This window comes from Gottfriedia endophytica, from assembly GCF_017814275.1.
Lineage (GTDB): Bacteria > Bacillota > Bacilli > Bacillales > Bacillaceae_G > Gottfriedia > Gottfriedia endophytica.
In genome coordinates this window covers 172862-185415 of record NZ_JAGIYQ010000005.1, presented here as the reverse complement: position 1 = coordinate 185415, position 12554 = coordinate 172862, and the positions used below count along the sequence as shown (strand labels likewise).

The following is a 12554-nucleotide window of genomic DNA, read 5'->3' as shown; positions in this document are numbered from 1 at the left end:
TTATTATTAGGAGGATTATGATGAGCCAAACTAACTATCCAACGTCTTTTCCAGCTCAACATCAAGCAAATCAACCAGGAATAGAACATGAAATGAATCCAATTCCAGTAACAGATAATCCAAGTTATATTGGTGCGAATAAACTTATAGGTAAGACTGCCATTATTACTGGTGGAGATAGTGGAATTGGAAAAGCAGTAGCCATTCTTTTTGCAAAAGAGGGAGCAAACGTTGTCATTGTTTATTTTAATGAAGATAAAGATGCACTAGAAACGAAAAAGAATGTTGAATCATATGGTGGGAAATGTCTTTGTATTAAAGGAGATCTATCAAATGAAGACTTTTGTCAGCAAATTGTACAGCAAACAATGTCCACTTTTAATGGTGTTAACATTTTGATTAATAATGCTGCCGTCCAATATCCGCAAAAAGGAATTGAAGATATTACTGCCGAACAATTACATAAAACGTTTGCGACAAATATTTTTCCGATGTTTTACTTATCAAAGGCCTGTTTATCACATATGAAAGCTGGGGATGCCATTATTAATACTGCATCGATTACCGCATACAAAGGAAATGAACAATTAATTGACTATGCCTCAACAAAAGGGGCAATCGTTTCTTTTACTCGATCATTATCACTAAATTTAAGTACAAAGGGAATTCGTGTGAATGCAGTAGCTCCAGGACCAATCTGGACACCGCTTATCCCATCTAGCTTTGATGCATTGCAGGTCGCAACTTTTGGAACAACAACTGCAATGAAGCGTGCTGGACAGCCTGTTGAAGTTGCACCTGCCTATTTGTATTTAGCAAGTGAAGAATCTTCCTATGTATCAGGCCAAGTGATTCATGTTAATGGTGGAGAAATCGTAAATGGATAAGAAAAAGGGCACTAAAAAAAGTGCCCTTCAATTGTTTAGAACTTCCTAAGACCTGTGTTCTTCCTAATATCTTCCTATGTCCTAGTATTTTGGTTCGAAAGTATGACAACAAGTTTCTCCACTATTACCAGCAGTACTTGTTAGTTCACCATCTAAAACAGCATTTTCAAATGACTGATTATAATCATTAGAATATTCATGAGCATCTGATTGAACGATAATTGAACTTGCTTGGCAAAAGTTACCATGTCCCCAGTGTGTACAATTTGATACACTACAACGTATTTCTGGCATTGTATCCACTCCTTTAACGATAGTTTTCACATTGTTTGTAGAATCATTCATGGGACAAAATGTCATATAAAATGCGATCCCTAAATAGGAATCGCACATTATTTAGATTTCTGAAGTAACATATTCATCTTCTGAAATCATTTCATTTTTTGTTGCATGGTCTATATGTTGAAACATGGATTTTAATTTCTCATCGATAACTGATATATTTCTTTCATATTTAAAAGCGTGTAAAAAATGTTCAATTCGTTTTGAAAATACTTCATCCTTAGTATTCACCATTAAAGTAAGGAGTTTATCCCACTGACAACAATACGTATAATATAGCGCTAAATCGTAATCAGATTGATATTGCATGCTGTACCTCCTTTTAGGGGGTACTTTTATTGTATGTGAAATAAATCGAATTAGCCTTGAGAGAAATTAACAGTATCTAAAAAGTAGGGAAATCAAATATTTGACGCATTATTCCAGTTTAAATTCACATTGATTGCTATCTCGCCGATAAATTTATTGAAAATATCGATTAAAAAAAATTAACATAAAGAAAAGAATTCTTTAAATATTGGTTAAGATAGTGTTTAAATCGAGCAAGTATGATTGGTTGTATAGATTGAATAAGTATGTAAAAATAAATAGAGTGAAATCAAGTATACAAAGCAACTATTAGATATTCCTGTATGAGTAGAGTGATCGGGAGGAGAAAATATGAATAAAATCCTTGTTATAGAAGATGAAAAAGAGCTAGCAAAATTTATTCAATTAGAGTTAGAATACGAAGGCTATCAAGTAACTGTTGAAAATGATGGTAGAGATGGCTTAAATAAAGCTTTAGGGGAAGATTTTGACTTAATCTTACTTGATTTAATGTTACCAAGTCTTAGTGGAACAGAAATATGCAGAAGAGTAAGGATGAATAAAGACACGCCTATTATAATGATTACTGCACGAGATACCGTTTTTGATCGAATATCGGGCTTAGATAGTGGGGCAGATGATTATATTTCTAAGCCATTTGTGATTGAAGAGCTTCTAGCCCATATGCGTGCGATTTTTAGACGAATTAATAAAATCGAAAAAAATAATTATTTAGTATATAAAGATTTGTCACTTGACCCAGCTGCACGAATTGTAAAAAAAGGTGACGAGATTATTGATTTAACGAAAAAAGAATTTGATATGTTATTTTTATTTATGAAAAATGTGAATCGAGTTTTAACGAGAGAGATGTTGTTAGAAGCAGTTTGGGGTTATGATACATCAGTTGAGACAAATGTAGTCGATGTGTATATTAGTTATTTACGTACAAAATTAGATGATAAAGAGAACAATTTATATATTAACACGGTCAGAGGAGCTGGATATGTGTTAAGAAAGTAAAGGTGTGCTAATAATGAAGTGGTTTAACAACCTTACAATTCGATGGAAAATGACCATCTTATCGGCATTGTTTATGTTTCTTATTTTTATTACATGCAATATTATACAATTAGTATTAATAAAGACAGTTACGTTTAATCAACAACAAGATACATTAGGAAAAAAGGCTCAAATGATGACTACGTATATTGAACAGTCATATGAAAAGCATTCAAATGAGAAAAAAGCATTTGCAGACGCAGAACAATATTATAAAAGTATCATTCAGCCTAATGAAAAGATAAAAATAGTTGATGAAAATGGGACTGCCATCTTTACCATTTCAAAAGATTTGCAAAATGAATTGCATTTTAATTCCTATAAAGAGGGATTTTATAAAACAGTAATACATGATGATGAAATCCTTGTATTAAATACGCCAGTTCAATTAGGAAATAAGAATTTCATGCTTCAGTTTAGTATGAATATGGAACTTTTTTCACATTTGGAAGAACAAGTATCATTAGTATTACTTTTTGGAACGATTTTTTCATTGATTTTAAGTGGATTAAGTGGTATTTATTTATCGAAAAAAATGCTTTTTCCGTTAAAAGATATGAATCAAACGATGACAAAAATTAAGAATAATGAATTGCAAGAACGTGTTACAATCTATAACACAAAAGATGAATTTTCCGAGCTCGGTGAAATTTTCAATAACATGATGGATGAATTGGAATTATCGATTCGAATACAGCAACGATTTGTTGAAGATGCATCTCATGAATTAAAAACACCTCTTTCAATTATTCATGGTCACTTATCACTTATAAAAAGATGGGGTAAGGATGACAAACAAGTACTAGAAAATTCAATTGATGCTTGTTTAAATGAAACAAATCGTATGATTGTTTTAACAAAAGAATTACTACAGTTGTCAAAAATGGAGAAATCGAATGAAGAGACCGCAGTCATTAAGCAAACAAATATAGTGGAGGCATTAAAAGAAGTCATAACGAACTATCGTCTTCTTTATAACGATGTCGCAATTACACTTGATGACCTAGAACAAAAAGAATATAAAGTTTTAATTTCAAAAGAGCATTTTATTCAAATATTAATTATCATTCTGGATAATGCAATAAAATATAGCGCTGAAAATAAAAAAATTCAGTTGTCTGTATTAAAAATAGATTCCTACCTGAAAATCAAAATTCGTGACAATGGAATTGGTATTCAAGAAGAAGACTTACCACATATTTTTGATCGTTTTTATCGAGTTGATAAAGCAAGAAGCAGAGAAAAAGGTGGTAATGGTTTAGGCTTATCCATTGCAAAAGAATTGGTCGAGAAATACGATGGAAATCTAACCATTCATAGTGTGTATGGAAAAGGTACAACTGTTGAAATTGATCTTCCACTTTAATCGGAGAACCAATAGAGGAATCATTAAGAAGAGTGTAAAAACTATAAAAGTTTCTACACTCTTTTTCATTACTAGTTTTTTGAAGCTTGAAATTCAGCCATTTCTTCTTTTGATGGACCGTAAACTCCTGGAACTTTTAAGCCTGCTTGCCTCATAAGTACAGTCATTTGGCCACGATGGTGAGTTTGATGTTGGATTAAAAACGTTAGGAATTGACCTTTTGAAATGTTAAAACCGAAAAAGTCCACTTCAGTGTTTAATTCACTATCAGTCCACTGCGTTTGAAGTGCCTCTACGAAAGCATCACATGTTTTACGATAGCTCTCCGCAATAAATTGAGCTGATGAAGGCACGGGAGCGTTTGCTGCTGTTGCCTCAAAGTTTAAGTTTGCCATTGGACAAAGTCCTGTAATTGCAGTAGTTATATGCCATGCAAGACTTCCTAACGTCCAATTTTCAGCAACGACTTCTTGTTTTAGTGATTCATCAGTTAGTTGAGCAAATACTTTCTGTGTTAATTTTGATTCGTGCTCCCACATCTTTAAAAAGCCTTCAATTGTTTGGAACATATTAACCCTCCTTAAGTATTATGTATAACCAATTCTCTAAAACAATAGAAATTCCTCTAACAAAAACAGAAATACAATTTATCTTATAATTGATTGTTTCATTTTATTCGCAATACTTTACATTGGGGTGAACTTTATTCTAAATCATAATGAAAATAAAGTTATTCAATTATGTATACCATCGTTAGATAGAACGGGGGGAAGAATGCGTTAGTTGATTACAATTCCAGGATGCTCCCTTTCCGTGGGGTGTGAGCTGAGCCTCCTCGTCTCATACGCTCCTGCGGGGTCTCAGCCTTCCCGCTATTCCCACAGGAGTCCCGCACCTTCCATTGTAATCAACTTCTATCTTTAAAATTTATAACCTCAAAAACAACAATCGAACCAAAATAAATCATTTTTGCATAATCCATACCTTCAATCAAAAATTCTTTCACAAAAGCCATTAATACTAAGATTACGTTCATTTATTATAGTAAGTTTAATAACTTTCTTAAAACACTCATTATTTTAAACGACGGTCATACATAAGTTGAATTTGAATACCAAAGGGATCTTGAACAATACCATAAGCTTCGCTAAAAATATTCTTAGAAAGAGGGACAATAATTTGAACCCTTTCATCACTTGTTAAATTAGTATAAAAGCTTTGTATTTCTTCTAAGTTTGCACTTTGAATACAAAGCGAGAAATTATTACCTACATTGTAAATCTCACTAGGTTTCATTGTATTTTCAGCAATCATAAGTTTCGTTTTTCCAATTTGAAGTACCGAATGAGTAATATAATCTTTATTTTCTTCAGTTAATACAAATGAACTATCACGTTTTGTCAAATCTGAATATGTCACAAGTAATAACTCCTTAGCATTTAAATGTTTCTTATAAAAACTAATTGCCTCACTTGCTTTTCCATTCATAGATAAAAAAACGGCAATCTCTAATGTCATTGTAAAGACCTCCTATTATTTTTTTCACTTTTAGAATACACTTAAAAGGTATCAAATCATGACACCCTTTAAGGAGTTTTTTTATGAATAAGTCTGAAAGATTAAATGACATGTTGCAGTTTATAAATGGTAAAAAGACTTTTAACCTAAAGGACTTGATGGAAAAGTATAACATATCTAGAAGTACAGCGATTAGAGACGTTCAATCATTAGAATTATTGGGAATGCCAATTTACGCTGAACAAGGTAGAAATGGGAAGTATTTGGTATTAGATAATCGTATATTATCTCCAATTATCTTTACTGTTGATGAAATGTATGCAATTTATTTTGCTATGCTGACTTTAAAAGGATATAAAGCAAAACCATTTGAATATGAAATAAGTAAATTAGAGGATAAGTTTAAACAAGTATTACCAAGTCAAGTTAAAGACAATATTGAGAAGATGAAGGAATTAATAAACCTGGAAATGACTAATCACAGTAATTTTAATCCTTATTTAAAAGATCTGATTCAAGGTATTATTGACGAAAAAATTTATCAAGTAACCTATTTGAAAAATAAAGAAAAAATACAAATAATAGGTCAGTTTATTAAGATTAACTCTAAATTCGGGCAATGGTATTCTAAAATTTACAATGTTGATAAACAAAAAGTCCAAAATCTACGTTGTGATAAAATCGTATCATTAGAAGTGGTTGAAGATAAGAATTCAATGAAATTAGAGTATTTATTATCCCTTTTAGAGAATTATCACAAACAAGATATTGCTATTCAGTTCTCTGTAGTTGTAACAGATAGAGGAAAGGATTTATTTGATAAGGAACATTACCCATCAATGTCAATTCAAAAAACAGATGATAATTATATAGTATCGGGTTATTACAATTTGGACGAAGTAGATTTTATCTCAGAATATTTTTTACGTTATGGGAAGTCTATTGTTTCGATCAGTCCGATCACGTTAAAAGCTTCAATTCAAAACAAATTGCATAAAATTATTACGCATTTAAATAAAATGAACTAAAAGTGTTGATATTAAAAAGCTTTTGTTTAAAGAAACTGTTGATAAAGAAGTTGATTGGAACGGAAGGTGCGAGACTCCTGTGGGAACAGCGAGATAGGTGAGACCCCGCAGGAGGGATAGCGACGAGGAGGCTCAACGCCCGCCCCACGGAAAGCGAGCGTCCTGGAGTGGAAATCAACTTATCACCCTCTTAGATAAAACAAAGTTTAAGAAAACAGTCTTTTAAAAACAACATCAAAATAAAACAGAGAAAATAGAAAAGGTGACGTCTTAAGTGACATCACCTTTCTGTTCATCTTCTGGCTCAATGTGAATTAAAATTTGAGGCTTATAAAGAACTTTTTTTATGTCTGCTTCAATTTTATCGCATAGTCTATGAGCAATCCCAATGCTTATATTTGAAGGAACAATTAAATGAAAATCAACGTGTTCTTCTGCTCCTGATCGGCGAGTTCGAAAATCATGGTACTCAATATATTGATCACGATAAGATTCAATGATTTTTCGAATTTTATCTTCTTCCTCTTCTGACAGACGTTCATCTAAAAGAGGGGAAAAAGAAACCTTCCACATCTCAAGTGCTTCTTTCATAATATAAATTGCCAGGGCAATCCCTATAATAGGATCAAGTATTGTCCAACCTGTAACTGTAACTAGGGCTAAACTGATTGCAACGCCTAAAGAGGTGAAAACATCTGTGAGTAAATGGAATGCGTTTGATTGCATTGCTACAGATTTTGTTTCTTCTGCTATTCTTTTTACTCTTCTTGAGACTATGAAATTTAATGAAGCACCAATTAACATAATGATAATTCCTAAAAATGGCAACTGAATTGGTTCAGGATGAAGAATTTTTTGAATGCATTCATAAATAATCCAAATTCCAGCAACAAATATCAAAATCGTTTCAATAGTTCCTGAAATGTTTTCGACTTTTCCATGTCCATATGCGTGCTTTTCATCTGCAGGTCGATTTGCAATTTGAACAGAAAAGAAAGCAATCATGGAAGCCATGAGGTCCAATGAAGAATGGATTGCTTCTGAAATGATAGCAACTGATCCAGTTACGATGCCAATGACTAATTTTAATATCACAATAAATGAATTACTGAAAACTGATAATGCAGCAGTTTTTGATGCTTTCATTTCTTAACCTCCATAATCAATTCAGTCATTAGCCTTGACATTTTTTAGGAAAAAAACACGTTAGATTCGTTTAAAATTTACTGTCTAGGTGCCCAAATTATGATTGTAACCCCTATCAGACAAATAAATGCACCGATCCAATCATATAAATCAGGAGTTTTTCCGTCTATCCACCAGCCCCATAAGATGGATAAAACAATAAAGACTCCACCATATGCAGCATAAACTCTTCCAAAACTAGGAAACTGCTGGAAGGTAGGGATAATGCCATACACAACTAAAATTATACCTCCAAAAATTCCGTACCAAACAGACAGAGATTCTCTTAACCATAACCAAATTAAGTAGCCTCCGCCAATTTCTGCAAGTCCAGCCAAAATAAACAAGAATACTGCTTTCATACAAAATCTCCTATTGTTTGTTCAATTATTATAGTTAATTCAAAAGCACAGTTTAAGATACATGAAAAATCCACCCATTTTCATGAGTGGATACTCCTTATACTATTTTAACACGTAGAATACGCATTGCATTAAGTACTGCTAATACAGTTACACCAACGTCTGAAATGACAGCTTCCCACATAGTAGCAATACCAAATAAACCTAATAATAAGAAGAAACCTTTAACAAGAAGTGCAAAACAGATATTTTGCCAGACAATTCGTCTAGTACTTTTTGCAATCTTAATGGCATCCGCAATTTTTGAAGGTTCATCTGTCATAATAACAATATCAGCAGCTTCAATGGCTGCATCTGAACCTAAACCGCCCATCGCAATTCCGACATCTGCTCTAGCAAGTACAGGTGCATCATTCATGCCATCACCAACAAACGCAATTTTAGCGTGATTGCTATTCATCTTCTCAATCTCTTCAAATTTTTCTACCTTTTGATGTGGTAGCAATTCAGCATAAGTCTCATCTAATTGAAGTTTATTGGCAATTGAGGTTGCCACTTTATTAGCATCCCCAGTTAACATAACTGTTTTCTGTATGCCTAATTGTTTTAATGACTTAATTGCTTTTTGAGAATCAACCTTTAGCTCATCTGCAATGACAAGATACCCTAAATAGTCATTTTCCTTTGCAATGTGGACAACTGTTCCAACTTCAGTTGTTTGGATGAATGGGATTTTGAATTTATTCATCAACTTTTCATTACCAGCTAATACATGTTCAGTATTGAGTTTCACTGATATGCCATGCCCCACAATTTCTTCATACTCATGTAGAATGTTGTCATCAATGTTGTCATCAAATTGTTTTACAATCGATTGAGCAATTGGATGATTTGATAGTTTCTCAGCGTAAGCAGCGGTTTTTAGTAACTCTTCTTCTGAATAGCTGGAAGAAGGATGAATCGAAACGACATTAAATTCACCTTTTGTTAATGTCCCTGTTTTATCAAATACAATTGTTTGAAGATCATTTAAAGCTTCTAAAAAATTACTTCCTTTTACAAGAATACCATTACGTGATGCTGCGCCAATTCCCCCAAAGAAGCCAAGTGGAATCGATACAACAAGTGCACAAGGGCAAGAAATAACTAGAAAAATAAGTGCACGATAGATCCACTCATGAAAAGTTGCTCCAGATAGAAGTAATGGAGGGATAACAGCCACAAGAAGTGCACTGATTACGACAATTGGCGTATAAATACGAGCGAACTTTGTAATAAAGTTTTCTGTATTTGCTTTCCGATTACTTGCATTTTGAACTAATTCAATAATTTTTGAAACAGTTGATTCATTGTATCGTTTTGTTACTTTTACCTCAATAACACCTTGCTTGTTAATCATTCCACTTAAGATTTCATCGCCTACATTTACTTCACGTGGTATAGATTCTCCAGTAAGTGCTGATGTATCAAGAGAGGAATTCCCTGCTATTAATATGCCATCCAATGGAACCTTTTCACCAGGTTTAACAAGAATAATCTCTCCAATGGATACTTCTTCAGGTTGTACTTGTTTCACTTGACCATCAACTTTTACATTGGCAAATTCAGGTCGAATGTCCATTAAATCAGTGATGGATTTACGAGATTTATTAACTGCAATACTTTGGAAAAGCTCTCCTAATTGATAAAACAGCATAACTGAAACAGCTTCTGGATATTGACCAATTAGAAATGCGCCAACTGTCGCAAGAGCCATAAGAAAGTTTTCATCAAAAACTTGACCTCTAAAAATGTTTCGAATCGCTTTCATCACGACTTCATAACCAGCAATCAAGTAGGCAATAATAAATAATCCAATCGAAATACTTTCACCAAAAGAACCAAATATAGAAAGAAGAAGTAATAGTCCACTTGTTCCTAATTGAAGAACAATTTTCTTCGTTTCATTTTGTTGATGATCGTGAGAATGGACATGATCGTTTGGTTTATTTTTATCAATGATGTGAATTTTCGGTTCAAGTTTTTTCACTGTTTGACTAGCATTTTCTATAACTGATTCTTCGTTTTTAGAATCAGTTGTAAGCGTCATTGTTTTTGTCGCGAAATTTACAGAACATGTAGAAATACCATCTACTCGTTTTACTCTGTTTTCTATTTTCATTGCGCAATTTGAGCAATCTAATCCTTCAAGTAAAAATTCACGTTTTACTTGGCTTTGTGATTGAGCTCCCATAACTCTTCCCCCATTCAAACCATTATTCAATTACATGCTCAAATGCTTGGTTAAAGATCTGCATGACATGATCATCTGCAATCGAGTAATAAACAACTTTTCCATCTTTACGATTTTTGACCAATTTTGCTTGTTTTAAGACACGTAGCTGGTGAGAAATAGAAGACTGTGTCATTCCAAGTAAATAAGCTAGATCACATACGCACATTTCAGATTGAACTAATGCTTGAAGGATTCGTGTTCTCGTTTTATCACCTAAAATTTTAAAAAGATCAGCTACACTAGCAAGTACTTCTTCATCAGGCATTTGCTGTTTCACGTGCTTTATGACATGTTCATGTATAACAGTTTGTGTGCATTGTTCATCACACACTTCATTTAGTTGTTTTTTATCTTTAATCATCGTCTGCATCCTTTCTTATAAGAACGTATGAACAAGTATTCATATATTTGTTGCTATTATTATATGCACAATCATTCATATGTGTCAAAAGAAATTGATATATTTCTCTCTTCATTATTTTAACAACCTTTTCATAAACTAATATACTAGAGGATAGGGGAGGGAGATTTATGAGAGCTAGTGAACATATAGAACTGGAATATGCAATTGAAGAAATTACGGAGATTGCTAAGGGGTTTGGATTAGATTACTACCCAATGAGGTATGAAATTTGTCCAGCCGATATCATTTATACATTTGGAGCTTACGGCATGCCTACACGTTTCTCACATTGGAGCTTTGGAAAGCAATTTTATAAAATGAAAATTCATTATGATTTAGGCCTGAGTAAAATTTACGAACTAGTGATTAACTCAAACCCTTGCTATGCATTTTTACTTGATACAAATTCACTCGTACAAAATAAGTTAATTGTGGCTCATGTACTTGCACACTGTGATTTCTTTAAAAATAACGTAAGATTCTCAAACACAAAGCGAGATATGGTTGAAAGTATGGCAGCAACAGCTGAACGAATAAAAGAATATGAACATATTTACGGAAAACAAGAAGTAGAAACATTTTTAGACGCAGTACTCTCGATACAAGAACACATCGATCCATCGTTAGTACGTCCAAAATTAGCATATGACATTGAAAACGAAACACGTTCTAAGACACGAAAACCAACATCCCCATATGATGATCTCTGGAACATTGACCAAAATAAACAATCTACTAAAGAAAACAATGTAATCCCAATCAAAAAAAGACAATTCCCACCACAACCAGAAAAAGATATTTTATTATTTATCGAAGAATATTCAAGAGAATTAGAAGAATGGCAACGAGACATACTGACCATGCTTCGCGAAGAAATGCTATATTTCTGGCCACAACTTGAAACGAAAATTATGAACGAAGGCTGGGCAAGTTACTGGCATATGCGCATCATGCGAGAACTAAATTTAAGCTCAAGCGAAGCAATCGAATACGCCAAACTAAACGCAGGAGTCGTCCAACCATCCAAAACAAGCATCAACCCATACTACCTTGGAGTCCGTATTTTTGAAGACATCGAAGAACGCTACAACAATCCGACTGAAGATATGAAGAAAATCGGTGTCAAACCAGGTTCGGGAAGAGAAAAAATGTTTGAAGTACGAGAGTTAGAGTCTGATAGCTCATTCCTACGAAACTACCTGACAAAAGAGCTTGTGATGCGAGAAGATATGTATCTTTTCCAACGCCAAGGTAAGGAATATAAGGTCATTGATAAAGGTTGGGAAGCAGTTCGTGATCAGTTGATTGTTAGTCGAGTTAACGGAGGATTTCCATACATTGTCGTACAGGACGGAGATTATTTGAAAAACGGAGAGCTATATTTGAAGCATTCCTATGAAACAATGGAGCTTGATGTTAAGTATGTGGAGAAGGTTATGCCGTATATCCATCAGCTGTGGGGTAGAGGGGTACATCTTGAGACGCAGATTGAGAGTAAAGCTGTTTTGTTTACTTATGATGGGAAGAATATTCATCGGAAGTATATTTGAGCCACCTAGGGATAGGTGGTTTTTTTGTGTTGAGGTCATATACCATGGTCCGCATTGTTATATCATTTTTATGCGGTAAAAACACGTTTATCTAATTCCTCTTCGGTTAAGCACTCTATTGGAATACAAGTTATGTCGTTGTATTTCTTCAAATATTCTTGTAATACTTCAATGGAATCACTTGGTCCAAGTAAACCTAGTAATTAATATACTCAATGTTCTTCGCTCCTTCCCTTATATAGTTTAAAAGAAATTGAGTATTAGAAC

12 protein-coding genes and 1 pseudogene are annotated in these 12554 nt (G+C 33.4%); 5 read left to right on the top strand and 8 right to left on the bottom strand.

The features are described from left to right. Positions 1-20 precede the first annotated feature (20 nt). Positions 21-887, top strand: coding sequence for an SDR family oxidoreductase (locus J5Y03_RS09370; protein WP_209404909.1), 867 nt, complete (start codon positions 21-23; stop codon positions 885-887). Between the two features lie 81 nt (positions 888-968). Here J5Y03_RS09370 and J5Y03_RS09365 read toward each other — a convergent pair whose 3' ends face one another. Then, on the bottom strand, positions 969-1181 hold the full coding sequence (locus tag J5Y03_RS09365; RefSeq protein WP_209404907.1) for a DUF1540 domain-containing protein: 213 nt from the start codon (positions 1179-1181) through the stop codon (positions 969-971). Between the two features lie 102 nt (positions 1182-1283). Beyond that, on the bottom strand, positions 1284-1538 hold the full coding sequence (locus tag J5Y03_RS09360) for a YhdB family protein (protein ID WP_209404905.1): 255 nt from the start codon (positions 1536-1538) through the stop codon (positions 1284-1286). A gap of 351 nt (positions 1539-1889) precedes the next feature. Between J5Y03_RS09360 and J5Y03_RS09355 the strand changes: the two genes are divergently transcribed. After that, positions 1890-2561, top strand: coding sequence for a response regulator transcription factor (locus J5Y03_RS09355; protein ID WP_209404903.1), 672 nt, complete (start codon positions 1890-1892; stop codon positions 2559-2561). Between the two features lie 13 nt (positions 2562-2574). Further along, positions 2575-3966 (top strand): sensor histidine kinase, encoded by a 1392-nt coding sequence (locus J5Y03_RS09350; protein ID WP_209404901.1) that lies wholly within the window; start codon positions 2575-2577, stop codon positions 3964-3966. Positions 3967-4037: 71 nt separating this feature from the next. Here J5Y03_RS09350 and J5Y03_RS09345 read toward each other — a convergent pair whose 3' ends face one another. Both J5Y03_RS09345 and J5Y03_RS09340 read right to left on the bottom strand, forming a co-directional pair. Beyond that, a complete protein-coding gene (locus J5Y03_RS09345; RefSeq protein WP_209404899.1) occupies positions 4038-4535 on the bottom strand; it encodes a DinB family protein in 498 nt (165 codons plus the stop codon). Between the two features lie 505 nt (positions 4536-5040). Next, positions 5041-5484 (bottom strand): VOC family protein, encoded by a 444-nt coding sequence (locus J5Y03_RS09340; protein WP_209404897.1) that lies wholly within the window; start codon positions 5482-5484, stop codon positions 5041-5043. Between the two features lie 83 nt (positions 5485-5567). On the opposite strand from J5Y03_RS09340, the gene J5Y03_RS09335 reads away from it, so the two are divergent. After that, on the top strand, positions 5568-6512 hold the full coding sequence (locus tag J5Y03_RS09335; RefSeq protein WP_209404895.1) for a helix-turn-helix transcriptional regulator: 945 nt from the start codon (positions 5568-5570) through the stop codon (positions 6510-6512). Positions 6513-6782: 270 nt separating this feature from the next. On the opposite strand, the gene J5Y03_RS09330 is transcribed toward J5Y03_RS09335, so the two are convergent. The 4 genes and pseudogenes from J5Y03_RS09330 to J5Y03_RS09315 all read right to left on the bottom strand — a co-directional run bounded on the left by J5Y03_RS09330 (position 6783) and on the right by J5Y03_RS09315 (position 10695). Continuing rightward, positions 6783-7658, bottom strand: coding sequence for a cation diffusion facilitator family transporter (locus J5Y03_RS09330; protein ID WP_209404892.1), 876 nt, complete (start codon positions 7656-7658; stop codon positions 6783-6785). 77 nt (positions 7659-7735) lie between these two features. Continuing rightward, complete coding sequence (locus J5Y03_RS09325; RefSeq protein ID WP_209404890.1) at positions 7736-8059, bottom strand: YnfA family protein; 324 nt, start codon at positions 8057-8059, stop codon at positions 7736-7738. Positions 8060-8156: 97 nt separating this feature from the next. Beyond that, positions 8157-10298 (bottom strand): annotated as a pseudogene (locus J5Y03_RS09320) (heavy metal translocating P-type ATPase); the annotation flags it as partial. A gap of 16 nt (positions 10299-10314) precedes the next feature. Continuing rightward, complete coding sequence (locus tag J5Y03_RS09315) at positions 10315-10695, bottom strand: ArsR/SmtB family transcription factor (protein ID WP_209404885.1); 381 nt, start codon at positions 10693-10695, stop codon at positions 10315-10317. A 170-nt stretch (positions 10696-10865) separates the two neighbouring features. Here J5Y03_RS09315 and J5Y03_RS09310 point away from each other — a divergent pair, with 170 nt between their 5' ends. Continuing rightward, positions 10866-12287 (top strand): SpoVR family protein, encoded by a 1422-nt coding sequence (locus tag J5Y03_RS09310; protein ID WP_209404883.1) that lies wholly within the window; start codon positions 10866-10868, stop codon positions 12285-12287. The last annotated feature ends 267 nt before the right edge of the window (positions 12288-12554 follow it).